Source organism: Nonomuraea sp. CA-143628 (genome assembly GCF_050942315.1).
Classification (GTDB): Bacteria; Actinomycetota; Actinomycetes; order Streptosporangiales; family Streptosporangiaceae; genus Nonomuraea.
The window spans coordinates 1,068,359-1,090,927 of the sequence record NZ_CP192072.1; the positions used below are offsets into that span (position 1 = coordinate 1,068,359).

General features: G+C 70.8%; 22 protein-coding genes. 8 read left to right on the forward strand and 14 right to left on the reverse strand.

The annotated features are described in order from the left end of the window. Positions 1 to 9: 9 nt before the first annotated feature. Both ACQP2T_RS05120 and ACQP2T_RS05125 read left to right on the forward strand, forming a co-directional pair. Complete coding sequence (locus ACQP2T_RS05120; RefSeq protein WP_433515027.1) at positions 10 to 1,881, forward strand: ABC transporter; 1,872 nt, start codon at positions 10 to 12, stop codon at positions 1,879 to 1,881. After that, positions 1,878 to 3,506, forward strand: coding sequence for a GTPase (locus ACQP2T_RS05125; RefSeq protein ID WP_433515028.1), 1,629 nt, complete (start codon positions 1,878 to 1,880; stop codon positions 3,504 to 3,506). The genes ACQP2T_RS05120 and ACQP2T_RS05125 overlap by 4 nt, the downstream gene beginning before the upstream one ends. A 25-nt stretch (positions 3,507 to 3,531) precedes the next feature. Here ACQP2T_RS05125 and ACQP2T_RS05130 read toward each other — a convergent pair whose 3' ends face one another. The 4 genes from ACQP2T_RS05130 to tdh are packed head-to-tail and all read right to left on the reverse strand — an operon-like array spanning position 3,532 to position 7,858. After that, the gene (locus ACQP2T_RS05130; protein WP_433515029.1) at positions 3,532 to 4,692 is read right to left on the reverse strand and encodes an MFS transporter; all 1,161 of its coding nucleotides are present in this window, start codon (positions 4,690 to 4,692) and stop codon (positions 3,532 to 3,534) included. Positions 4,693 to 4,713: 21 nt separating this feature from the next. Beyond that, a complete protein-coding gene (locus ACQP2T_RS05135) occupies positions 4,714 to 5,628 on the reverse strand; it encodes a LysR family transcriptional regulator (RefSeq protein ID WP_433515030.1) in 915 nt (304 codons plus the stop codon). Between the two features lie 20 nt (positions 5,629 to 5,648). Beyond that, positions 5,649 to 6,830, reverse strand: a complete 1,182-nt coding sequence (locus tag ACQP2T_RS05140; RefSeq protein ID WP_433515031.1) for a glycine C-acetyltransferase — start codon at positions 6,828 to 6,830, stop codon at positions 5,649 to 5,651. Beyond that, complete coding sequence (gene tdh, locus ACQP2T_RS05145; RefSeq protein WP_358182103.1) at positions 6,830 to 7,858, reverse strand: L-threonine 3-dehydrogenase; 1,029 nt, start codon at positions 7,856 to 7,858, stop codon at positions 6,830 to 6,832. Before tdh ends, ACQP2T_RS05140 begins: the two co-directional genes overlap by 1 nt. Before the next feature lie 191 nt (positions 7,859 to 8,049). Here tdh and ACQP2T_RS05150 point away from each other — a divergent pair, with 191 nt between their 5' ends. The 3 genes from ACQP2T_RS05150 to ACQP2T_RS05160 are packed head-to-tail and all read left to right on the forward strand — an operon-like array spanning position 8,050 to position 10,421. Further along, on the forward strand, positions 8,050 to 9,243 hold the full coding sequence (locus tag ACQP2T_RS05150) for a Gfo/Idh/MocA family protein (RefSeq protein ID WP_433515032.1): 1,194 nt from the start codon (positions 8,050 to 8,052) through the stop codon (positions 9,241 to 9,243). A gap of 30 nt (positions 9,244 to 9,273) precedes the next feature. Then, the gene (locus ACQP2T_RS05155) at positions 9,274 to 9,861 is read left to right on the forward strand and encodes an RNA polymerase sigma factor (RefSeq protein ID WP_433515033.1); all 588 of its coding nucleotides are present in this window, start codon (positions 9,274 to 9,276) and stop codon (positions 9,859 to 9,861) included. Further along, positions 9,858 to 10,421, forward strand: coding sequence for a hypothetical protein (locus tag ACQP2T_RS05160; RefSeq protein WP_433515034.1), 564 nt, complete (start codon positions 9,858 to 9,860; stop codon positions 10,419 to 10,421). Before ACQP2T_RS05155 ends, ACQP2T_RS05160 begins: the two co-directional genes overlap by 4 nt. A 137-nt stretch (positions 10,422 to 10,558) precedes the next feature. Here the strand turns inward: ACQP2T_RS05160 and ACQP2T_RS05165 are convergent, their stop codons facing one another. Both ACQP2T_RS05165 and ACQP2T_RS05170 read right to left on the reverse strand, forming a co-directional pair. After that, the gene (locus ACQP2T_RS05165) at positions 10,559 to 11,389 is read right to left on the reverse strand and encodes an oxidoreductase (RefSeq protein WP_433515035.1); all 831 of its coding nucleotides are present in this window, start codon (positions 11,387 to 11,389) and stop codon (positions 10,559 to 10,561) included. Between the two features lie 2 nt (positions 11,390 to 11,391). Further along, a complete protein-coding gene (locus ACQP2T_RS05170) occupies positions 11,392 to 12,249 on the reverse strand; it encodes a helix-turn-helix domain-containing protein (protein ID WP_433515036.1) in 858 nt (285 codons plus the stop codon). Positions 12,250 to 12,612: 363 nt separating this feature from the next. Here ACQP2T_RS05170 and ACQP2T_RS05175 point away from each other — a divergent pair, with 363 nt between their 5' ends. After that, positions 12,613 to 13,239 carry a hypothetical protein gene (locus ACQP2T_RS05175; protein ID WP_433515037.1) on the forward strand — a complete coding sequence of 209 codons (627 nt, stop codon included), beginning with the start codon at positions 12,613 to 12,615 and terminating at the stop codon, positions 13,237 to 13,239. 113 nt (positions 13,240 to 13,352) lie between these two features. Here the strand turns inward: ACQP2T_RS05175 and ACQP2T_RS05180 are convergent, their stop codons facing one another. The 7 genes from ACQP2T_RS05180 to ACQP2T_RS05210 all read right to left on the reverse strand — a co-directional run bounded on the left by ACQP2T_RS05180 (position 13,353) and on the right by ACQP2T_RS05210 (position 19,900). After that, positions 13,353 to 14,426, reverse strand: a complete 1,074-nt coding sequence (locus ACQP2T_RS05180) for an SPFH domain-containing protein (RefSeq protein WP_433515038.1) — start codon at positions 14,424 to 14,426, stop codon at positions 13,353 to 13,355. A gap of 2 nt (positions 14,427 to 14,428) precedes the next feature. After that, on the reverse strand, positions 14,429 to 14,860 hold the full coding sequence (locus ACQP2T_RS05185) for an NfeD family protein (protein ID WP_358545694.1): 432 nt from the start codon (positions 14,858 to 14,860) through the stop codon (positions 14,429 to 14,431). 73 nt (positions 14,861 to 14,933) lie between these two features. Beyond that, positions 14,934 to 16,091, reverse strand: coding sequence for an Ig-like domain-containing protein (locus ACQP2T_RS05190; protein WP_433515039.1), 1,158 nt, complete (start codon positions 16,089 to 16,091; stop codon positions 14,934 to 14,936). Between the two features lie 70 nt (positions 16,092 to 16,161). Further along, positions 16,162 to 17,265, reverse strand: a complete 1,104-nt coding sequence (gene fahA, locus ACQP2T_RS05195; RefSeq protein WP_433515040.1) for a fumarylacetoacetase — start codon at positions 17,263 to 17,265, stop codon at positions 16,162 to 16,164. After that, the gene (locus tag ACQP2T_RS05200) at positions 17,262 to 18,017 is read right to left on the reverse strand and encodes a hypothetical protein (protein WP_433515041.1); all 756 of its coding nucleotides are present in this window, start codon (positions 18,015 to 18,017) and stop codon (positions 17,262 to 17,264) included. The genes fahA and ACQP2T_RS05200 overlap by 4 nt, the downstream gene beginning before the upstream one ends. A gap of 5 nt (positions 18,018 to 18,022) precedes the next feature. Beyond that, positions 18,023 to 19,192 (reverse strand): homogentisate 1,2-dioxygenase, encoded by a 1,170-nt coding sequence (locus ACQP2T_RS05205; RefSeq protein ID WP_433519715.1) that lies wholly within the window; start codon positions 19,190 to 19,192, stop codon positions 18,023 to 18,025. Between the two features lie 78 nt (positions 19,193 to 19,270). Continuing rightward, complete coding sequence (locus ACQP2T_RS05210; RefSeq protein ID WP_357957876.1) at positions 19,271 to 19,900, reverse strand: IclR family transcriptional regulator; 630 nt, start codon at positions 19,898 to 19,900, stop codon at positions 19,271 to 19,273. Positions 19,901 to 20,028: 128 nt separating this feature from the next. Between ACQP2T_RS05210 and ACQP2T_RS05215 the strand changes: the two genes are divergently transcribed. Beyond that, positions 20,029 to 20,616, forward strand: coding sequence for a hypothetical protein (locus ACQP2T_RS05215; RefSeq protein WP_433515042.1), 588 nt, complete (start codon positions 20,029 to 20,031; stop codon positions 20,614 to 20,616). 104 nt (positions 20,617 to 20,720) lie between these two features. Next, positions 20,721 to 21,248, forward strand: a complete 528-nt coding sequence (locus ACQP2T_RS05220; RefSeq protein ID WP_433515043.1) for a hypothetical protein — start codon at positions 20,721 to 20,723, stop codon at positions 21,246 to 21,248. Here the strand turns inward: ACQP2T_RS05220 and ACQP2T_RS05225 are convergent. Beyond that, a complete protein-coding gene (locus ACQP2T_RS05225) occupies positions 21,186 to 22,457 on the reverse strand; it encodes an MFS transporter (protein WP_433515044.1) in 1,272 nt (423 codons plus the stop codon). The genes ACQP2T_RS05220 and ACQP2T_RS05225 overlap by 63 nt on opposite strands. Between the last annotated feature and the right edge of the window lie 112 nt (positions 22,458 to 22,569).

Here is a 22,569-nt window from a genome sequence, read left to right on the forward strand (position 1 = left end):
CGTGGTCCTATGGATCTGCTGGGCGCGTTGGAGGGGTTGCGCCACCGGCTCGATCGCGAGCTGTTCCCGCTCGAGATCGGCCCGGCCGCCGACGACCGTCGCGCGCTCAAGGAGCTGACCGGCCAGCTCGACGACTACCTGCTGCCCAGGCTGCGGGCCATCGACGCGCCGCTGCTGGCCGTGGTCGGCGGATCCACCGGGGCGGGCAAGTCGACTCTGGTCAACTCGCTGGTCGGGGCCGACGTCGCCGAGCCGGGCGTGCTGCGGCCCACCACGCTGGTGCCGACGCTGGTGGTGAGCCCGGCCGACCGCGACTGGTTCATGGGCCAGAACGTGCTCCCCGGCCTTTCCCGCGCCACCGGATCGGCCACGGGCGCGCTGCGGGTGGTCACCTCTTCGTCGCTCGGCGCCGGGCTGGCGCTGCTCGACGCGCCCGACATCGACTCGGTGGTGACCGCGAACCGTGAGCTGGCCGCCCAACTGCTGGCCGCCGCCGACCTGTGGCTGTTCGTCACCACCGCCGCCCGCTACGCCGACGAGGTGCCGTGGAGCTTCCTGCGCTCCGCGCGCGAACGCAGTACGGCCCTGGCCCTCGTGCTCGACCGCGTGCCCGCCGAGGCCGTCGAGCCCGTCACCCGCGACCTCGAACGCCTGCTGGTCGAGAACGGCCTCGACGGCACCCGGCTGTTCACCGTGCCCGAGGCGGCGCTGCCGTCGGAGAAGGCGCGGCTGCCCGCCGAGCTGGTCGCGCCGATCTCCGCCTGGCTGTCCGAGCTGGCCGCCGACGCGGCCGAACGGTCCCGCGTCGTACGGCAGACGCTGTCCGGGGCGCTCGACAGCCTGGTCACGCGGGTGCCGCTGCTGGCCGACGCCGTCACACGGCAGCAGGCCGGGTTCGACGGGCTGCGGTCCATCGTGTCGGGGGCCTACGCGGGCGGGCTGGCCGACTTCGACGAGGGCATGCGCGACGGGTCGCTGCTGCGCGGCGAGGTGCTGGCCCGCTGGCAGGACTTCATCGGCACCGGCGACCTGATGCGGTCGCTGGAGAGCCGGGTCGGCTGGCTGCGGGACCGGATCGCCGGATTCTTCACCGGGCGGGCGCCCGCCGCGTCGCTGCGGGACGCGCTGGAGAGCGGCGTCGAGACGCTGATCAGAGGCGCCGCCGACGGGGCCGCCGAACGCAGCCTGGAAGGCTGGTCGGCCGCTCCCGGCGGGCCCGGGATCATCGCCCGTGTCGGTGCGGTCGACGCGGCCCGGCTCGGCCGGACCTCTCCCGACCTGGGCAAGCGGGCGTCGGCGGCGGTGCGGGGGTGGCAGGAGTACGTCCTCGACCTCGTACGCCACGAGGGCGCCGAGAAGCGGACCACGGCCAGGATCGCCTCCTTCGGGGTGAACGGGGCCGGGCTGCTGTTGATGCTGGCCGTTTTCGCCTCCACGGGTGGGCTGACGGGGATCGAGGTGGGGATCGCGGGCGGTACGAGCGTGCTGTCGCAGAAGCTGCTGGAGGCGGTGTTCGGCGATCAGGCGGTACGGACGCTGACCGTGCGGGCGCGGGACGATCTGCGGGAGCGGGTGCGGGTGCTGCTGGAGGAGGAGGCGGGGCGGTTCACCGCGCTGCTTTCGGAAGTCGAGCCGCCGGCTGGAGCGGCGGACGCCCTGCGGGCGGCCGCTCAGTCGGTCCGTGCGCATCGTGCTGAGCTGCCGTCGCGTCCGGCGCCGATCGACGTCGGTGAAGGTGCCGCCGACGGTGTCGGTAAAGGCGCTGCCGAGGGCGTCGGTGGCAGTGCTGCTGAAGGCGTCGGTGAGCGTGCTGCCGGAGGTATCGGTGACGGTGCGACCGAAGGTATCGGTGGAGGCATCGCCGAAAGTGAGGGGCCGTGAAGCTGCTGCGCCGTAAGGAGGGGCCGTCGCTGGACTCCCGGCTGGCCGCGCTGCTGGAGGCGGCCGAGCTCGCCGAGGGGCGGCTGCCGGCCCAGGTGGTGTCCGACGCGCGGGCGGTGGCGGAGCGGGCCGGGACACGACGGAGCCTGTCGGTCGACCACACCGTGGCGGCGCTGGCCGGGGCCACGGGGAGCGGTAAGTCGTCGCTGTTCAACGCGCTGGCCGGGGATGAGCTGGCGGCCGTGGGCGTCACCCGGCCGACCACCTCGACCGCGCAGGCGGCACTGTGGGACGGGACGGGCGCGGGTCCGCTGCTCGACTGGCTGGAGATCCCCCAACGGCACACCCCACAGACCCCAGCCGCCGATGCCGATTTTTCCGGACTTATCCTGCTAGACCTCCCCGACCATGACTCCATCAGGCTGGCGCACCGCCTGGAGGTCGACCGGCTCGTGGAGCTCGTGGATCTGCTGGTGTGGGTGCTGGACCCGCAGAAGTACGCCGACGCGGCGGTGCACGAGCGCTACCTGCGCCCGCTGTCCGGGCACCGGGACGTGATGGTGGTGGTGCTCAACCAGATCGACCGCCTGCCGCCCCACGCGGTGGACCGGTGCCTGCGCGACCTGCGCCGCCTCCTGGACGACGACGGGCTGACCGGGGTGCCCATCCTCGGCGTCTCCGCGCGCACCGGCGCGGGCCTGGCCGGCCTGCGCGAGCTGCTGGCCAAGCGGGTGGCCGAGCGCCGCTCCTGGTCCGCCCGCCTGTCCGCCGACGTGTCCGCCGCCGCCGACCGGCTCGCCGACCCGTCCCTTGGCTCCGGTACGCCGGGTGGCGCAGTGGCAGGCTTGGGGGCGCCGCTCACCGACGCGTTGTCCGAGGCCGCCGGGGTGCCGCTGGTCGTGGCGGCCGTCAGCAAGGGGCATCGGCATCGGGCCGTGGTCGCCACCGGCTGGCCCGTCACCAAGTGGATCCGTCGCTTCCGGCCCGACCCGTTGCGCAGGCTGCGCATCGGTACGAGCAGCGCGGCCAAGCCGGCCGACCGGGAGATCATCGGCCACACGTCCGTACCGGCTGCTTCGGCCGTACAGAAGGCGCAGGTCGAGACCGCTCTCAGGGACGTCGGTGAGGCGGCGGCGAGTGACCTGGTGGGGGTGTGGGCGGCGGCGGTGCGGCAGGCGGCGCGGTCGCGGGCCGGGGACCTGGCCGACGCCGTGGACCGGGCGGTGGCGACGACCTCGCTCGGGGCGACCCGGCGGCCGAGGTGGTGGCGGGCGGTGGGGGTGCTGCAGTGGCTGGTGTTCGCCGTCATGGTGGCCGGTGGGCTCTGGCTGGGGGCGTTGTTCGGCATGGACTACCTGCGCCTGCCTCAGCCGCCCCTGCCGACGGTGGGTGTGGTGCCGTGGCCCACGGTGCTGCTGGGCGGGGGTGCGCTGGCCGGGGTGGTCATCGCGTTGCTGTCCCGGCTGGCGGCCTGGGCGGGTGGGCACCGCCGGGCGCGGCGCGTGGCGAAGGCGTTGCGGGCGGCCATCGCCCGGGTGGGCGCCGACTACGTACTCGATCCGGTGGAGGGCGAGCTGGCCAGGCACGCCCGCTTCACCGAGGCGATCACCCGAGCCCGCGCCTGACTGTTCCCTACGTGCTCAGAACCGCTCAGGGGCGGCCGATGGGCCCGAGGAGGAGGCTCGACAGGATCGCGGCCAGGCCGGCGAAACCGGCGGCCACCAGGAACGGCAACGACGGCCCGAACTCCTGCGCCACCACCCCCGCCACCCCCGACCCGGCCGCGGCCCCCACGGTCACCGCCATCGACACCCACCCGAACGCCTCCGCCTGCGCCCCTGACGCGAACTCGTCCACCAGCAAGGACGTGGTCGTCAGCGCGGGATTGAGCATGAGACCCCCGGCGAACAGCACCACCCAGAACACCGGCAACGAGGACACCAGCACCAGCGGCGCCAACGTGAGACCGAAGACCAGGATCAGCCCGCTCAGCCTGCGGGCGGGCGCGGCGGTCCACCGGCGAGCGCCGTAGAGGGCCGCTCCGGCGACACCGCCCAATGACAGGGCCGCCACCAGCAGGCCGGTCGCGGCCGGAATGCCCCGGGCCACCGCGAGAGCGGGCACCCCGACGTCCAGCGCCCCTATGGCCCCGCCGAGCAGGACGACCACGCCGAGCAGCACGCGCATGCCGACATGCCGGAACACCCGGCCCCGGCCCGCCGACATCGAGGGGCCGGTGACCCGCAGCACCCGCGAGAAGGCCAGCGTGCCCGCGCCCGCGGCGGCGGCCACCACGCCCAGCCCCATTGACGCCGACACCAGCGCGATCAGCAGCCCGAACAGCAGTGGGCCGATGAGCATGGCCAGCTCCTGCACCAGGTACACCAGGCTGTAGGCGGCGGTACGCCCCTCCGGGGCCATCCGGGCGCCCCACTCGATGCGCATCGTCACCGAGATCGGTGGCAGCCCGGCCCCCGCCGTCCAGGCCAGCGCCAGGATCACCCACCCCGGCCAGCCGGACCCGGCGCCGACCACCAGCGCGATCAGGGCCGTGACATGCGCTGACGCGCTGACCGCCAGCACCCCGCGCGGCCCCCGCCGGTCGATGAGGCGCCCCTGGACCGGCCGGGCAATCCCCGCGCCGACGGCGAACGCCGCCGCGGCCAGCCCCGCAAGTACGAGCGAGCCGCTCGACGCCTGCACCACCAGCACGATGCCCACCGGCGCGACCTGCTGGGTGAGCTGGGCCAGGAACCCGAGCACGGCCTGCGCCGTCACCCCCGGCAGGCCGAATAACTTCTGGTACGTCATGCCTGGTCTCATATGTCAATGTCACCCGTTTCCGAGGGAGTCGGCGATCGTGTGCAGCGTGTCGAGCAAGGGCCGGAGAAGGGGGTGGGTCTCGGCACCGCGGCGTACGGCCGCGAAGACGCGTCGCTCGGGACCCGGCGTGCGGCGTACCGCCACCCCGGGCAGCACCATGTCACGCAGCGCCAGCCTGGGCACGAGCGCCACCCCCGCACCCGCTCCGACCAGCGCCACCACGGCGCGGAAGTCGTCGGAGCAGTGCGCGAAGTCCGGCGAGAATCCGGCCTGCTCGCAGGCGAACGTGATCACGTCGTGGACGGGATTGCCGGGATAGGGGCCGATCCAGGTCTCCCCGACGAGATCGCCGAGCTGGACCGAGGCGTCGGCGGAGCTCGCCAGGGGGTGGTCCTGCGGGAGGACCAGGTCGAACGGCTCGGCGTACAGGGCGGACCGGTGCAGGCGGGGGTCGGCCGCGTCGGGGGCGCCTCGGTATTCGACCGCGATGGCCAGGTCGGCCCGGTCGTCGAGCAGCATGGACAGGCTTTGGTCGCCCTCGGCGTCGAGCACCCGTACGCGTAGCCCCGGGGAGCCGGTGCGCAGGGCCGTGATGGCGGGGGAGAGCACGGCGCTGATCGCGGTGGCGAAGCAGGCGACCGTCACCTCGCCCGCGGCGCCGGTGGTGTAGGCGGCGACCTCGGCCTCGGCGCGTTCGAGCTGGGCGAGCACCTCGTTGGCGTGGGCCAGCATGATCTGGCCGACGGCGGTCAGGCGCACGCCGCGCGCGTCGCGGGTGAACAGCCGGTGGCCCACCTCGTGCTCCAGCGCCAGGAGCTGCTGGGACACGGCCGACGGGGTGAGGTGCAGGGCGGCGGCCGCGGCGGTGACCGTGCCATGGTCGGCCACCGCGCGCAGCGTACGCAGCCGCCGCGTGTCTATCACGCAGCGAGAATACTCAGCGCCTATACCGGGTGGGGCGTGCGGGCCTTGATGAAGGCGTCGACCGCGCGGTCCACGTCCTCGGCCGAGTGGGCCGCCGACAGCTGGACCCGGATCCGGGCCTGGCCGTGGGGTACGACCGGGTAGGAGAAGCCGATCACGTACACGCCGAGCTCCAGCAGCCGCTCGGCCATGGCCCCGGCCTCGGCGGCGTCGCCGATCATCACCGGGGTGATCGGATGGTCGCCGTGCAGGATGTCGAACCCGGCCTCGGCCATCTTGGCGCGGAAGCGGGCGGTGTTGGCGCGCAGCCGCTCACGCGCCTCGCTGGAGGTCTCCAGCAGGTCGAGGATGCGCAGCGAGGCCGAGGCGATGACCGGGGCGAGCGAGTTGGAGAACAGGTACGGGCGGGAGCGCTGGCGCAGCAGCTCGCAGATCTCCTTGCGCGCCGCCACGTAGCCGCCGCTGGCCCCGCCGAGCGCCTTGCCCAGGGTGCCGGTGATGATGTCCACCCGGTCGGTGACGCCGTGCAACTCGGGCGTACCGCGTCCGGTCGGCCCGACGAAGCCCACGGCGTGGGAGTCGTCGACCATGACCATCGCGTCGTAGCGTTCGGCCAGGTCGCAGATGTCGGCCAGCGGAGCCAGGTAGCCGTCCATGGAGAACACGCCGTCGGTCACGATCAGCCGCCGCCGCGCGTCGGACGCCTCCTTCAGCCTGGCCTCCAGCTCGGCCATGTCGCGGTTGGCGTAGCGGTAGCGGCGGGCCTTCGACAGCCGGATGCCGTCGATGATGCTCGCGTGGTTGAGGGCGTCGGAGATCACCGCGTCCTGGGCGTCGAGCAGCGTCTCGAAGACCCCGCCGTTCGCGTCGAAGCACGAGCTGTAGAGGACGGAGTCCTCCTGGCCGAGGAAGTGCGCAAGGCGGCCTTCGAGCTCTTTGTGCACTTCCTGGGTGCCGCAGATGAACCGTACCGAGGCCATTCCGAAGCCCCAGCGGTCGAGCGCCTCCTTGGCGGCCGCGATCACCTCGGGGTGGTCGGCCAGGCCGAGGTAGTTGTTGGCGCAGAAGTTCAGCACCTGTCGCCCGGCCACGCCCACCTGCGAGCTCTGCGGCGTGGTGATCACCCGCTCGGGCTTGTGCAGCCCCGCCTCGGTGATCTCGTCGAGCGTCGCACGCAGCTGATCGCGTACGTTCGTGAACATCAAGCGCTCCAATCCAGGATGACCTTGCCCGTGCGGCCGCTGGCGGCCGTGTCGAAGGCGGCGTCGAACTCGGCGTACGGGTAGCGGTCGGTGATCACCGGAGACAGGTCGAGGCCCTTCTCCAGCAAAACCGACATGTTGTACCAGGTCTCGAACATCTCCCGGCCGTAGATGCCCTTGATGGTGAGCATCGAGGTCACCACCGTGGCCCAGTCGATGGCGAACTCCTCGGCGGGCAGCCCGAGCATCGCGATCTTCCCGCCGTGCGTCATGTTCGCGATCATGTCGCGGACGGCCCGCGGGTTGCCGGACATCTCCAGCCCGACGTCGAAGCCCTCCCGCATGCCGAGTCGCGTGATGCCGTCGGCGATCGAGGTCCGCGCGACGTTCAGGGCCAGCGAGACGCCGACCTTGCCGGCCAGGTTCAGCCGTTCCTCGCTGACGTCGGTGATCACCACGTTGCGCGCGCCCACGTGCGTGGCCACCGCCGCCGCCATCAGCCCGATCGGGCCCGCGCCCGTGATCAGCACATCCTCGCCGACCAGCGGGAACGACAGCGCGGTGTGTACGGCGTTGCCGAACGGATCGAAGATGGCCGCCACGTCGGGGTGGACCGGCACCCGGTGCACCCACACGTTGGTGGCGGGCAGCGTGACGTACTCGGCGAAGGCGCCGTCCCTGTTGACGCCTAGCCCGATGGTGTTGCGGCACAGATGGCGGCGCCCGGCCATGCAGTTGCGGCACTTGCCGCAGACGATGTGCCCCTCGCCGCTCACCAGGTCGCCGACGGAGATGTCCTCGACGCCGGGCGCTACCTCGACCACGTGCCCGGAAAACTCATGCCCCACGATCAGCGGAAGCTTCAGAGTTTGCCGCGCCCAATCATCATATTTCCGGATATGGAGGTCGGTGCCGCAGATGCCGGTACGCAGCACCCGGATCAGCACCTCGCCCGGCCCCGGTGTGGGCTCCGGCACGTCGGCCAGCCGCAATCCGGGCTCGGCTCGATCCTTGACCAGCGCTTTCATGGCTCCATCTCTCCCTATGTCCCCGAACCTAACGCACTGTGCCCGCTCTCTGAGGGAGGTGTCCATCGAGGGATTCTTAAGTGCCCCCACAGCTCCCCTTCACGCCCGCCCTCACCCCCTCAAAAAGGGATGACCGATTTCGCACTTTTTGCGGTGGTTTTTTGCATAAACGAGCGCTAGCCTCTCAAGACGTGGACATCGTCACTGGAGTGGAAGACCTGCGCATCGGAGTCATCGGCCTCGGCCTGCGCGCGAACCTGGCCCGCTACGCCCACCGGCCGGGCCAGGGCTCGGTCGTGACCGCGCTCTGCGACACCGACCCCGCGGTGCTCAAGAGTCAGGCCGGGCGCTTCGACGCGGAATTCCTGACCGAGGACTACCGCCGGTTGCTCGACCGCGACGACCTCGACGCGGTCATCGTCCTGACCCCCGACGACACGCACGAGCGCGTCGCGATCGACTGCCTGGAGGCCGGCAAGGCCGTCTACCTGGAGAAGCCGCTGGCCATCACCGTGGAGGGCTGCGACAACGTCCTGCGCGCGGCGCGGCGTACCGGGACCCGGCTGTACGTGGGGCACAACATGCGCCACATGGGCGTGGTCCGGCTGATGCGCGACATCATCCAGCAGGGCGTCATCGGCGAGCCGAAGACGGTCTGGGTGCGCCACTTCGTGTCCTACGGCGGCGACTACTACTTCAAGGACTGGCACGCCGACCGCACCCGTACCACGGGCCTGCTCCTGCAGAAGGCCGCGCACGACCTCGACGTGATCCACTGGCTGGCCGGCGGCTACACGACCAGGGTGAACGCCCTCGGCGATCTCATGCTCTACGGCGACCTGCCGCGCCGCGAGCCGGGCACGCCCAGGCCGGAGGGCTGGCTGAGCGAGTACGAGTGGCCGCCCACCAGTCGCGCCGGCCTCAACCACGTCGTCGACGTCGAGGACGTGTCGGTGATGAACATGCGCCTCGACAACGGCGTCATCGCCGCCTACCAGCAGTGCCACTTCACCCCCGACTACGTACGCAACTACACGGTCATCGGCACGGAGGGCCGGTTGGAGAACTTCGGCGACGGCCCCGGCGACACGGTCAAGGTCTGGAACACCGGGCCGTCGGGCTACCGGGGGGACGGCGACATCGCGTACCGGGTGCCCGACGCCACCGGCTCGCACGGTGGCGCCGACGCGGAGATCATGCGGGAGTTCTGCGGGTTCGTCCGGGACGGCGGGGTCACCGACACCTCTCCGGTGGCCGCACGGATGAGCGTCGCCGCCGGCTACATGGCCACGATGTCGCTGCGCGACGGCGGCATGCCGTACGACGTCCCGCCGCTCGACCCGGACCTGGCGGCGTACTTCGACCGGGGACAGCTGGAACCCTGACGCGCGGGCGGACAGTCCCTCTATGTGGATATGTCGACACGTGCCCTGATACGCGCCGGGGACAAGGCGGCCTTCGCGCAGCTCTTCGACGACTACGCGAAGGCCGTGTACAACCATGCCTACCGCCTGACCGCGAACTGGTCCGCGGCCGAGGACGTGATGGCGCTGACCTTCCTCGAAGCCTGGAGGTTACGCGGCCGGATCGACCCCGAGGGCGGCTCGCTGCGGCCGTGGCTGCTGGGCATCGCCACCAACGTGGCCCGCAACGCCCGCCGGGCCGCCCGCAGACATGACGACGCGCTGGCCAGGATGCCCAGAGGCGAGAGCGTGCCGGACTTCGCCGACGAGATCGTGGGCCGGATCGACGACGCGGGGCGGCTGGCCGCCGTCCGCGCGGCCTACGACTCGCTGCGCCGCCAGGAACAGGAGGTCTTCGCGCTCTGCGTCTGGTCCGGGCTCGGCTACGCGGAGGCGGCCGAGGCGCTCGGCGTCCCCGTGGGCACGGTACGGTCCCGGCTGTCGCGAGCGCGCCAGAAACTCGGCCAACTCGCGGAACCGCCCCCCGCGCCCCGACAGGTAGTAGGTGACCAAGGCCCCATCAAGAAGGAGATCCGATGAGCTGGCCATACGACCGCGATCTTCCCGAGGGCCGTCACCAACTGCTCAAGGAGTTCGTGATGACCGAGATCGACAAGCCGAAGCGCCGACTGCTGCGGCCCATCGTCCTGGCGCCCGCGCTGGGCCTGGCCGCGGCGGCGGCCGTGGCGATCCCGCTGCTGTTCGGCGGCACCCCCGCGTACGCCATATCCGACAATCCCGACGGAACCGTCCACATCCAGATCAACGAGGTGAAGGACGCCGACAAGCTTCAGGCGGACCTACAGGCCAAGGGGATCAACGTGGTGGTGAACTACATCCCCCGGGGCAAGAAGTGCAGCCCGCAGCCCCGTGCCGCGCATTTCCTGCCGAAGGAGACGGGACTCGTGGTCTGGCCGCCGCAGGAGGAGGGCTACACCATCGACCCGAGCGTCATCAAGGAGGGACAGACCGGAGTGCTGGAGTTCAGCGTCGGTAATGTCCAGGGGTCTGTCGTGGCGGGCATCTGGGCGGGCGTCGCCGAGGGCCCGGTCGCCGACTGCACACTGGTTGACACCACGGACGCGCCGTTGTCGCACTGAGCCCACGTGGAACGGCCCACGCCGAACGGCCCACGCGCGCGGCACACGCGGAACGGCCACGCGCACGGCAGGCGGTCTTGACGGGGGCGCCGGCCGTCCGCGGTCGTTCCAGATAGGCGGCCATTCCGGATAGGCGGTCATTCGGGGTAGGCGGTGCTGAGGGTCAGCTCCTTCCACCCGTCGAAGTCGCCGCGGAGTCTGTCGAGCTTGGCGTTCGCGACATTCAGCGCGTCCGCTCCCAGAAGCAGCCGCAGTGGCGGGTCCTCCGACCGCACCACAGTGAGGATGGCCTCGGCGGCGCGCTTCGGGTCGCCGGGCTGGCTCCCGTACGTCCCCAGGGTGGCCTCCCGGCGCTTGCCGGCGGTCTCGGCGTAGTCGTCGATGTGGGTCCCCGACTGCCGCATCGAGGGCCCCGACCAGTTCGTACGGAACCCGCCGGGTTCGATGATGGTCACCTTGATGCCGAGCGGCGCGACCTCCGCCGCGAGCGACTCCGACAGTCCCTCGACCGCGAACTTGGTGGCGTGGTAATAGCCGGTGGCTCCGAACGCGGCCAGGCCGCCGACCGAGGAGAGGTTGAGGATGTGGCCGTGCCGCCTGGCCCGCATGCCGGGCAGTACTGCCTTGGTGAGGGACACGAGCCCGAAGACGTTGGCTTCGAACAGCTCGCGTACCTCGCCGTCCTCGCCTTCCTCGATCGCCGCGAGGTAGCCGTATCCCGCGTTGTTGACCAGGACGTCGATGCGGCCGAAGACCTCCTCGGCCCGCTGGACGGCCGCCGCGACCTGCGCGGGGTCGGTGACGTCCAGGGCCAGGGCGAGGGCTCGGTCGCCGTGCGCGGCGACGATGTCGGCGACCTTGTCCGGGTCGCGAGCGGTCACCACGGCCCGCTCGCCGCGGTCGAGGACGAGTGTGGCCAGTTCCCGGCCGAGGCCGGTGGAGCATCCGGTGATGAACCAGACAGACATGATTACCTCTCTTGCTCAGCCATGGTGATGTCGCACATCACGGGTGTCGCGACGACGCTGCCCAGCAGGGCCAGCGCCTGTTCGGACGGGCTGCCGGGCTCGGCCTGGTAGACCACGAGCTGCTGACCGGGCGCGCTGTTGACGGTCAGGGCCTCGTAGCTGAGATCCAGCTCGCCGACCACCGGATGGCGCAACCGCTTGAACTCCGCCGTCTTGCCGCGTACGTCGTGGCGTGCCCACAGGCGGGCGAAGTCGGCGCTCTTGAGCGACAGCTCACCGACCAGGTCGGTCAGGCGGGGATCGTCCAGATCCGCACCGGCGGTGGCCCGCAGGGACGCGACACAGTCCCGCGTGACCTTCTGCCAGTCGCGATAGAAGTCACGGGCCTGCGGATCCAGGAACACCGCCCGGACCAGGCTCCGATCACTCAGCCAGCCGAACAGCGCCACGCCGAGCGCGTTGCCGGCCAGCACGTCCATGTAGCGGCCCAGCACCAGGGCCGGGGTGTCCGGCCAGCGCTCCATCAGCTGGACCAGACCCGGGCTGACCCGCTCGGGCCGCCCGGTCCGCCGCCTGCGCCGCGGCTGCGGGCGGGCCAGCTCGTGCAGGTGCGCGACGGCGTCCTCCTCCAGGGTCAGCGCGGCCGCCAGCGCGTCGAGCACCTGCGCCGACGGATGCTTGTCCCGGCCCTGCTCCAGACGGATGTAGTAGTCGGTGCTGACTCCGGCGAGCATCGCGACCTCTTCCCGGCGCATCCCGGGAGTGCGGCGGCGGCCCGCGGTGGGCATCCCATGAGCTTCGGGTCTGGCCAGTTCGCGCCGCGCTCGCAGGAACTCGCCCAGCCGGTTGTCGCTGTCCATGCCTTCGAGGTTATGTCTGACCAGGAAGAACAGGGTGGACCTGGCACTCCCAGGCTGCAGGTCGGGGCCCCTGGCTTGGAAAAGCCGTTCTAACTGTGCAACACTGTTGCACAGTTAGAACATGGTTGGGCGAGGAAGACATCAGCACAACGAGATCAACGCGGCTTTCAAGAGGCTGCGCAAGATCCAGGCACTTACCGTGGTCGAGAACCACAACGGGCATCGCTGGGGGTGTGTCCAGTGCTCATGCGGAGCCGCGCCCTTCAAGGTGTGGTCGACACCACGTAATCCGGGAAACCATGCCAAAAGCATCCTCGAATGGGCTTACGAGCATGCTGAATGCGGCACGACGGAGGAGGACTCATGAAGACCTGGAGCTTCCACATCATTCTGAATCGGGAGCCCAACAACGAAGAGGCGGACGCTCTCTTCGAGGCAGGTCTGGATGACTGCGCTGTGGCCGGGGGGCCGGATGGCAGCATTCACCTCATGTGCGATCGCGAGGGGGAGAGCCTCTTGGAGGCGATCACGTCCGTGCTCATCCAGGTCGGCAAGGTCAACGGGTTGTGGGCCGTCGGCGTGGGGCAAGGGGATGCGGTGACGCTTGGTGACGCCGCCCGGCGTCACGGGGGGCGCACACAGGCCAGCCTGCGCCAACTCGCCAGCGGACAGCGTGGGCCCGGCGGCTTTCCCGAGCCACTCATCGAGGCCGACAACATCAGCCTCTACTCGTGGGCGGAGATCTCCGAATGGCTGCGTATCAAGTTGGGCGATGACATTCCGCCGGGTAACCGGGAAATCGCACTGGCTGACGCCACGGTCAAGCTGGCCTGCCGAGCAGGTGCCCTGCACCGGGCGTCCAAGGTGCAGGACCTGCTGGAAATGGCCTGCCGTCCCCTCCGGACCGAGACCGAGACCGAGGCCGAGCCCGGCGCCAAGCCCAAGCCCGAGCCCAAATCCGGCGCCAAGTCCGAGGTCAGGGTCGCCTGACCGGTGCCCGCCGGGGGTGAGCGTGGCGGGCACCTCGGGCCAGGCGGGCAGCTCGCGTCGGGTGGGCGTCTTGGCCGCCATGCCCCCGCCAGCGGGCGGGCGTCGTGGTCCGGTCAGCGCTCCTGGTGTTCCTTCTCCAGGTCCGTCAACGCGACCGACGGGTCCTCCACCCCCTGCGTGAGCTGGCGCGGCCCATTGGGGCTCTCGGCTTCCTGGGCGTCGGCCACGGCCTCCGCGGCCGCCTCCGAGGCCCTGGCGACCTCCTCGTCCGCCGCCGAGCTGCCCGGCTCCTCCTCGCGCGTCGCCGCCGACCGGGGCAGCGCTTCGGTGAACGCCTTCGAGACGCCCTGCAGCGCCGAGGTGACCTCGCTGGGGATCACCCAGAACGTGTTGCCGGGGCTCTGCGCGAGCTGCGGCAGCATCTGCAGATATTGGTAGGCGAGCAGCTGGGGGTCGGGGTCGTTGCGGTGGACCGCCTGGAAGACCTGGTCGATGGCCCGCGACTGGCCCTCGGCCTGCAGGATGGCGGCGGTGCGCTGGCCTTCGGCGCGCAGGATGGCGCTCTGCTTGTCGCCCTCGGCGGTGAGGATCTGCGACTGGCGCTGGCCCTCGGCGTTGAGGACGGCCGCCCGCTTGTCGCGTTCGGCGCGCATCTGCTTCTCCATCGCGTCCTTGATGGTCTTCGGCGGGTCGATCGCCTTGACCTCCACGCGGTTGACGCGGATGCCCCACTTGCCGGTGGCCTCGTCGAGCACGCCGCGCAGCTGGCTGTTGATGTGGTCGCGGGAGGTGAGCGTCTTCTCCAGGTCCATGGCGCCGATGACGTTACGCATGGTGGTGACGGTGAGCTGCTCTATGGCCTGGAGGTAGTTGGCGATCTCGTAGGCCGCCGCCCGGGGGTCGGTGACCTGGAAGTAGATGACGTTGTCGATCTCGACGACCAGGTTGTCCTCGGTGATGACCGGTTGCGGGCGGAAGGTCACGACCTGCTCGCGCAGGTCGATCATCGGGTAGACGCGGTCGATGTACGGGATGACGAAGTTGAGTCCGGGCTTGAGCGTACGGTTGTAGCGGCCCAGGCGCTCGACGTTGCGGGCGCGTGCCTGGGGCACGATCCGCACGGCCTTGAGCACCGTGAACACCGCGAAGAGGATGACGAGCAGTCCGACCACCAACAGCGGATCCATGGTCACTCCCGGGGATATACGAGGGCTGTGGCGCCCTCGATCTCGATGACGTCGACGGTCGCCCCCGTGGGGATCACCAGGGTTTCGTCATAGGCGCGCGCGGACCACTCCTCGCCGCCGATGCGTACTCTGCCGTCCCTGCCGGTGACCTCCGACAATACGTACGCCTGCCTGCCGACCAGTGCCTCCACGCCGAAGCGTTGCAGTTGTGGCTGCCGGATGTGGCGCATGGCGATCGGCCGGATCACGATGAGACCGGCCGTGGAAGACAGGGCGAAGACCAGCAGCTGCAGGGGGACGGGCAGCCCGATGGCGGCGGTCGCCGCGGTGAGGAGAGCGGCCGCGCCGAGCAGCCCGAGCGCCGCGGTGACGGTGAAGATCTCCGCCACGCCGAGGACTACTGCCAGGATTATCCAGATGATCCATTCATCCATGCTCCGGCCCTCCTAATGGAATAACGGGCCTGTGTGCTCGCCTGGTTCCCCCTTCCCTACGGTAATGCGGGAATCATTGCTGTGGCAGGGTCGCGGGGTCGTACAAGGCACTGCCTTGGCGCCATTTGTCCCACGGGAGTTGCCAGAATCCCCAGCCGTTGTCCCACGTGAGCTCGCGGTCGGTGCCGGTGATCGTCACCGGGTCACCGCGCAGCGAGGTGTCGAAGAACCAGGCCGCCTGGTCGGGGCGGGCGTTGACGCAGCCGTGGCTGACGTTCGCGTGGCCCTGGGCCCAGAGGTTGTTCTTGGCGTGGACGTATTCGCCGCTGTTGGAGATGCGTACGGCGTGGTCGATCATCACGTCGTAGAAGCCGGGCTCGCCCTTCTTGCGGCCGGGCGAGATCATGCGGACCGGATCACCCTTGTCCATGGTCAGGTGGACGCCGCTGGTCGTGGTGTATTCGCGGGTGGTGGCCATGCCCGCGCTGATGGCCATGCGCTGCGCGACCCGGCCGCCGCGCCTGACGACCATCTGGTGGGTCCGGGTGTCGACCGTGGTCGTCTGCTCGCGGCCCACCTTGAAGGCGAACGTGCGGTCGGTCAGGCCGTAGACGCCCGGCGCCATGCGTACGCCGGTCAGGTGGGCCGTGACCGTGACCTGCTGGTCCGGCGCCCAGAACGCGCGGGTGCGGTAGATCGCCCGGGTGTCGTTCACCCAGCGCCACGCGCCCTCGACGGCCGGTTTGATCTCCAGCGCCCGCTCCACGGCCGCCTTGTCCTGGATCGGGGTGTCGAAGTCCATGATGATCGGCATGCCGACGCCGACGGTCTCGCCGGGCAGCGGCTCGATGGAGGCGATCTGAAACGAACGGTTGGCGGCGCGGGTGCGGAAGCGGCCCATGGCCACCGTCGACGGGCCGGCCGAACCCGCCGCGGTGGCGGTCACCGTGTATTCGGCCCCGGGGGCCAGCGTCCAGGAGGAGCGCCAGGTCGTGCGCGACGCGTCCAGCTTGCCCGGCACCAGCGCGCCCGCCACGTACGCGATCACCTGGCTGAGCTTGCCGCCCTGCGCCTGGACGACCAGGCCCCGGTCCGTCCGGGCGCCCCGCGTGTCGAAGGCGGGGGAGACCTGGACGACAGGCGGCTTGGGCGCCGGGCGGTCGGCGGTCACCGGGCAGCAGCCCGCGGTCAGGAGTAGGGCCACGAGAAAGATGGCCGCGGCGCGCCGCATCTCGATCCTGCTTTCCGGGAAGGGGATACCCAGGTTAGCGGAGGGTCACTGAATGAGCACGCCAAGTCACCTATCGGATGGTTCCGGAAACCTCCCCCAATGACCGGCCGCCGGCCGTGGCTCGGATCATCACGGTGTCGCCGTCCTCCAGGAATGTCCTGGTCTCGCCGCCGGCGAGCTTGAGTGGATCGCTGCCGTTCCAGGTCAGCTCGATGAGCGAGCCGCGTTCGTCGCGCTGCTCGCCGGAGATGGTGCCGCTCGCGAACAGGTCGCCGGTCCGCAGGGACGCGCCGTTCGCCGTCATGTGGGCGAGCATCTGGTCCGGCGTCCAGTACATGCCCGAGTACGGCGGGCGGGACACGACCTCGCCGTTGAGCGACACCTCGACCGAGACGTCCAGCCCCCAGTCGTCCGTCCTGCGCAGGTAGTCGAGCGGTTCGGGATCCTGTACGCGCCCGGCCAGCCGGGGCAGCGCCTCCAGCGGCGTGATCCACGGCGAGATCGAGGTGGCGAACGACTTGCCCAGGAACGGCCCGAGCGGCACGTACTCCCACGCCTGGATGTCGCGCGCGCTCCAGTCGTTGACCAGCGTCACCCCGAACACGTGATCCTCGAAGGCCCCGGCGGGCGAGCCGAGCTCGGACGGTACGCCGACCACGAAGCCCAGCTCGGCCTCGAGGTCGAGCTTGGCGGACGGCCCGAACCGCCCGGCCCCGAGCTGGCCGTGCGGCCGGTCGATCGGGGTGCCCGAGACCACGATCGTGCCCGACCTGCCGTGGTAGCCGACCGGCAGGTGCCGCCAGTTGGGCAGCAGCCCCTCGGTGCCGGGCCGGAACATCCTGCCGAGATTGGTGGCGTGCTCCAGCGAGCAGTAGAAGTCGACGTAGTCGGCCACCTCGAACGGCATGTGCAGCCGCACCTGGTCGAGCGGGATCAGGTGCGGCTCGGTGATCGCGAGGTCGGAGGTGAGCTTGTTGGCGATCAGTGTCCTGGTGTCGTGCCAGGCGGTGCGGCCCCTGGCCATGAAGGGGTTCAGGCTGGGCGCCGCGAACACCTCGTCGTGCAGCGCGGCGGCCAGGTCGAGCACCCGGTCGCCGTAGCGCACGCCGACGCGTGGCCGCTCGCCGCGCCGGGAGAACACCCCGTAGGGCAGGTTGTCTATTCCCCAGCTCACGCGTTCTCCTCGATCAGTCCCAGTGCGCGCAGGTCGTCCAGCGGGGCGCCGGTGCTGCACGAGCCGTAGCTCACCAGCACCGCCCTGGCCCGTTTCGCGGTCTCCTCGGACACGGCGCGGGCCAGCCGTACGAGGTGGCCCACGTCGGTGGTGCGCAGCACGGGCGCGGGGTCGCGTTGGTCCACCGCCTCGCAGACGGCCAGCAGCAGGTTGAGGAAGCCGTGCCGGTCGACGCCGAGCGTGGGGTCGAAATGGCGTACGGCGTGGTGCAGCCCGGCGGTGGCCTTGAACTGGAGGTCGTGCTCGGCGCAGAACCGGATGAACGCCGCGAGATGCTCGACCGACGGGAAGGCGTCGGCGGTCAGGCCGCCGCAGCGCACCTTGAGCGCGGCGCCCTCGGGCACGTCGGCGACGTACTTCCCGGCGGGCACCTCAACGAACAGCCGCACGCCCGGTGGCAGGCCGCCGCGGGGCAGCTGGTCGAGGGCGTCCGCGCGCAGCTCGACCGAGTCCACGGGCAGGTCGTCGAATGGCGGGATGTCCGGCGTGTCGACGATCAGCCCGATCCGGCGAGGCGGAGCCTCCTCGCGGCGCAGCCCGTCGAGGCGGCTGGTGGGGCAGAGGAAGCGGTGGGTGAGCACCTGGGAGGCCCGCTCCAGGTCGCGCTGGTGGCGGGCCAGCGCCTCCGACATGTGCAGGGAGGTCGGCGGGAACAGGCCCGCGTCGTCGATCAGCGCGAGGTAGAGATTCATGAGGTTCATCGGGCCCAGGTCCAGGCGTAGCCGGGGTCCTCGCAGGTCAGTGCGGCCTGGCCGAGGTCGAGCGGGCGGAAGGTGTCGATCATCACGGCCATCTCGCTGGTGGTCGTGATGCCGCGGCTGACCGCGTCGATGACCGCCTCCACCGCCCCGGGTTGCGGGCCGTGCGTGAAGCCGGCCGGGTGCAGGGAGATCGAGCCGACGTCGATGCCGGAGCCCTTGCGGGCCGAGTAGTCGCCGCCCACGTAGAACATGAACTCGTCGGAGTCGACGTTGTGGTGGTTGTAGGGGATCGGTACGGACTCGGGGTGGAAGTCCAGTGGCCGAGGACAGAACGAGCAGATCACGAACCCCGGCCCCTCGAACGTCTGGTGGACCGGCGGCGGCGCGTGCGTCTTCTTCACGATCGGCTCGAAGTCATTGATGTTGAACGCGAACGGGTAGAGGTAGCCGTCCCAGCCGACCACGTCGAACGGGTGGTTGCGGTAGACCAGCCGGGTCAGCCCGCCCCGGGTGCGGACCAGCACCGGGACCTCCTCGCCTTCGACGACGAACGGCTCCGCCGGGCTGCGCAGGTCGCGCTCGCAGTAGGGCGCGTGCTCCAGGAACTGCCCGTACTGCGACAGGTAGCGCTTGGGCGGCCTGATGTGCCCGGACGCCTCGATGGCCAGCACGTTTACCTGGCCGTCGGGTACCCAGCGGTGGATCGTGCCGGTCGGGATGACGATGTAGTCGCCCGCGCCGGCTTCGATGACGCCGTACGTCGACTCGAAGCGGGCGCGGCCGTCCTGGACGTACACGCACTCGTCGCCCATGGAGTTGCGGTAGAGCTCGCTGGGGCGGTCGCTGGTGGCGTACGACAATCGGACGTCGGCGTTGCCCGCCAGCTGCATCCGGCCCGTCACCAGGTCGCCCGCGCCGCGCAGGTCCTGGGTGCGGAAGTGGCGCGGCGACAGCGGCAGGTTCGGCTCCAGGCGCGTGTCGGTCAGTGGCGTGACGGCCTCGGCCTTGACGATCGCGGTCGGCAGATAGCGGTGGTAGAGCAGCGAGGAGTCCGACGAGAAGCCTTCCTCGCCCATCAGCTCCTCGGCGTAGAGGCCGCCGTCGGGCCGCCTGAACTGCGTGTGCCGCTTTCTGGGCACCTCGCCAACGACACGGTAGTAAGGCATCATCGCCTCCAGTGCGTCCGATTATCGGACGTGTGTGTCCTCTATACGCAACTACCGTCCGCCATCGGCTAAGGGATGTCAACCCAGCGCGCCGGACAGCTCGGCGGCCGCCTCGACCACGCGCGGCCCGGCCGACTCGCTGAGCGGCCCGAACGTCACCACGCCCACCGACGCCTCCAGCCACGGCAGCCCGGACACGGGCGCGGCGATCCCCCGCGCGCCCTCCTGCAACTGCCCCTCCGTCACCAGATAGTCGGCCCGTCCCTCGCGCAGCGCCAGGATCGCCCGCCCGGCGGCGCCCAGCGACAGGGAGTGGCGCGACCCCTCCCGGTAGGCCACGTGCATGTCCGTCCACGACGGCTCCACCACCGCCACGGCCAGGCCGTCGTCGCCCTCGGCCACGGTCAGGTGCGCGGTCGCGCCGACGTCCTCGGCCAGCCGCCGCAGCGTGGGCAGCGCCGCCGCCCGAAGCAGCGGTTGTACGGCCTGGGCCAGCACGAGCACGCCGAACCCGAGGTGCACCCGCCCCTCGGCGTCACGGCGCACGAACCCCTCGCTCAGCAGCGTGGTCACCAGCCGGTAGACCACCGGGCGCGACAGCGACAGCTCGGTGCTCAGCTCGGTGGGCGTCCGTCCGCCTTTGCCGTCGGCGAGCAGCCTGAGCAGGCGGAGCCCGCGTTCCAGGGTCTGGGCGGATTCAGCGGCCATGAACCGATTATCTATGCGTGAGCCAGGAGTAACGCTACGCGCTGGTGGGGTACGTATCGAGGAGACGAACTGGGGGTGGGATGCGGCAAACATGGGCATTTGTCGTTGCCGGGTTGAGTCTGTGCGCATTGCTCCCCACGCTGCCCTCGGCCGACTTCCACCCGGTGGCCGTATCGAGGGACCTGCCCGCCCAGCACGTGGATCCCCCGACCAAGCGGCTCGTCGAGGACGTCTTCTACGTCACGCAGGGCATCGAGGTGACCAATCGCCTGCTGCCGTTCCAGGACGGCCTGACCATCCGCGGCGCCGCCCTGGCACCGGGCGTGACCTTGGACGACACGGGCCGGCTGCACGGTGTTCCCCAGCGTCCCGGCACCTTCGCCACGCCCGTCCGCCTGTGCCGTGGCCAGGACTGCGTCGATCAGCAGGTCACGGTCGTCGTGCTGCGGAATGTGCCCTGGCAACCGAGTGAGCTGGCCTTCCCCGGCAAGGTGGGCAACCGCTACGACGACCAGATCGGGATCTCGGGCGGGCCCACCGGCGTGCCGCCCACGTTCTCCGTGACCGACCACGGCAAGCTGCCGGCGGGCGTCACGATCGGCCCCGACGGGCACATCGGCGGCATTCCGGAGGCCGCGGGAGTGTCCGAGGTGCCGGTCCGCATCTGCGTGGCGGGCAACTGCGCGGGCGTCGTGGTGACGCTGATCGTCGTCTGATCCGGTAGTGCCTGCCTGACCGGCCATTCGGGGGATGGCGGGGCTGATCCGGAGGGGTCGCGCGGCGCACACTTGCCGGCAAGCGATCGACTCAGGAGGCCGTCATGACCATGCTCAAGCCCCACGCCGCGCCGAACCCCACCGAGCCACCGCCCGCCGTGCAGGCCGCCGCCACCTTGTGGTTGGTCGCGGTCGGAGCCGGGGCGTTCGAGACGGTGCTGGCCGTGACCGATCTGCTGTCCACCGGGACGGCCTCGGCGGGCGAGTTGCTGTCCGGCGCCGGGATCCGGCTCGTCGTGTTCGCCGCGGCCGTCTTCCTGACCCTGCGGCTCAGGCAGGGCCGGAACTGGGCCCGGTGGACACTCGCGGTGACGCTGGGCGTGTTCGGCACGCTCTCGCTGGTCATCGGACCCGTCCAGTGGCTGATGGAGGGCCACTCCATCACCGAGGCGTTCGCCGGGGCCGACGTGATGGGCCTGCTGTTCGGCGGCAGCCGGGTGCTGCACGTGCTGGCCGTGCTCGGCGCCGTGGCGCTGATGTTCCAGCCGAGGGCCAACGACTTCTTCCGCTCAACCGGACGCCAGCTCACTTCGGCCGGGCACGGTCTCCGCGACCGGGACGGGCGCGCGTAGGTTACGCACCCCCGGAGACAGCAGCGCGGCGAGTGTGGACAGCACGACGAGCGCCGCGCAGCCCAGCAGCGCCGTCCGGGTGCCGACCAGGCTCGCCACCGGCCCGGCCAGCATGAGCCCGATCGGGCCGAACATCAGCGAGCCCAGCGCGTCGTACGAGCTGACCCGCGACAGCGACTCCGGCGGCACCTCGCGCTGCATGGTCGTCTGCCACAGCACCCCGAACACGTCGAAGCACACGCCCAGAACGAACGCGCCCGCCACGAGCGCCCACAGTGGCGCGCCCGTGCCCAGCAGCACGTACGGCAGCGCGGTCGGCAGGCAGAGCAGCGTCCCGACCAGGATCGGCCGCCTGGGCCGGACCCGCAGCGAGACGATCACTCCCACGATCGTGCCGGCCGCCTCGCCGGCCAGGAACGCCGACCAGGCCGCGGGCCCGCCCAGACTCTCCTTGGCGATCAGCGGCCCGAGCACCCCATGACCCGCCTGCAGCCCCATCACGAGCACGGAGAACTGCGCGACCACCACCCAGATCCACTGCCGGGTGCTGAACTCGCGCCACCCGTCACGAAGGTCGGCCAGCATCGAATGCTCGGCCGCCGCGTCGCGCTCGGCGGGCGTGAGCCGCAGCGCCGCGATCAGCACCCCGGCCACCGTGAACATCAGCCCGCTCACGGCCAGCGCCCACCCGCTGCCGAACAGCACGACCGCGCCGCCGCCCAGCACCGCGCCGGCCACCCGCGAGCTGTTCGCGCCCAGGCCGAGCAGCGCGTTGCCGGTCTGCAACCGGTCGGCGGGCACGACCTCGGGGATGATGCCGGTCAGCGAGGGGAACAGCATCGCTATCGCCACGCCACTGGCCGCCGCGGCGGTCGCCATCGCGGGCAGCGGGGTCCAGCCCGACAGCATCATCGCGGCCAGGGAGAAGAAGGCCAGCGCGCTGATGAACTCGCTGACCATCATCACCCGCTGCCTGGGGAACCGGTCCGCGATCACCCCGGCGAACAGCATGAACACGATCATCGGCAGCGCCTCGGCGGTGAGCACCACGGACAGCGTGGTGGCGTTCGCGCCGGGGAGGGCGAGGATGCCGAAGGCGAGCGCCACGGGGGCGAAGGAGGTGCCCAGCACCGAGATGGTCCGCGCGGTCAGCAGTAACGTGAACCGCCGATCCCGGAGCAGCCCGAGATCGCGAAGATAGCCGTGCACGTGGTAAGCCCCCTAATCCCCCAAATGCTCACTATTGTGATGGTTCTTCGCATCTGCTGTCGTCTGAATATCTCCGTGCTTGTCACGCCACTGACAAGACCGGAAGCGGAAT

What these genes read in the sequence shown, in the direction of transcription:
- ACQP2T_RS05130 (WP_433515029.1), bottom strand. Translation starts at nt 4,692, where the DNA reads ATGACGTACCAGAAGTTATTCGGCCTGCCGGGGGTGACGGCGCAGGCC.
- ACQP2T_RS05170 (WP_433515036.1), bottom strand. Translation starts at nt 12,249, where the DNA reads ATGGACAGCGACAACCGGCTGGGCGAGTTCCTGCGAGCGCGGCGCGAA.
- ACQP2T_RS05185 (WP_358545694.1), bottom strand. Translation starts at nt 14,860, where the DNA reads ATGGATGAATGGATCATCTGGATAATCCTGGCAGTAGTCCTCGGCGTG.
- ACQP2T_RS05205 (WP_433519715.1), bottom strand. Translation starts at nt 19,192, where the DNA reads ATGCCTTACTACCGTGTCGTTGGCGAGGTGCCCAGAAAGCGGCACACG.
- ACQP2T_RS05180 (WP_433515038.1), bottom strand. Translation starts at nt 14,426, where the DNA reads ATGGATCCGCTGTTGGTGGTCGGACTGCTCGTCATCCTCTTCGCGGTG.
- ACQP2T_RS05140 (WP_433515031.1), bottom strand. Translation starts at nt 6,830, where the DNA reads ATGTTCACGAACGTACGCGATCAGCTGCGTGCGACGCTCGACGAGATC.
- ACQP2T_RS05120 (WP_433515027.1), top strand. Translation starts at nt 10, where the DNA reads ATGGATCTGCTGGGCGCGTTGGAGGGGTTGCGCCACCGGCTCGATCGC.
- tdh (WP_358182103.1), bottom strand. Translation starts at nt 7,858, where the DNA reads ATGAAAGCGCTGGTCAAGGATCGAGCCGAGCCCGGATTGCGGCTGGCC.
- ACQP2T_RS05160 (WP_433515034.1), top strand. Translation starts at nt 9,858, where the DNA reads ATGAGCTGGCCATACGACCGCGATCTTCCCGAGGGCCGTCACCAACTG.
- ACQP2T_RS05200 (WP_433515041.1), bottom strand. Translation starts at nt 18,017, where the DNA reads ATGAATCTCTACCTCGCGCTGATCGACGACGCGGGCCTGTTCCCGCCG.
- ACQP2T_RS05165 (WP_433515035.1), bottom strand. Translation starts at nt 11,389, where the DNA reads ATGTCTGTCTGGTTCATCACCGGATGCTCCACCGGCCTCGGCCGGGAA.
- ACQP2T_RS05175 (WP_433515037.1), top strand. Translation starts at nt 12,613, where the DNA reads ATGAAGACCTGGAGCTTCCACATCATTCTGAATCGGGAGCCCAACAAC.
- ACQP2T_RS05210 (WP_357957876.1), bottom strand. Translation starts at nt 19,900, where the DNA reads ATGGCCGCTGAATCCGCCCAGACCCTGGAACGCGGGCTCCGCCTGCTC.
- ACQP2T_RS05155 (WP_433515033.1), top strand. Translation starts at nt 9,274, where the DNA reads ATGTCGACACGTGCCCTGATACGCGCCGGGGACAAGGCGGCCTTCGCG.
- ACQP2T_RS05220 (WP_433515043.1), top strand. Translation starts at nt 20,721, where the DNA reads ATGACCATGCTCAAGCCCCACGCCGCGCCGAACCCCACCGAGCCACCG.
- ACQP2T_RS05190 (WP_433515039.1), bottom strand. Translation starts at nt 16,091, where the DNA reads ATGCGGCGCGCCGCGGCCATCTTTCTCGTGGCCCTACTCCTGACCGCG.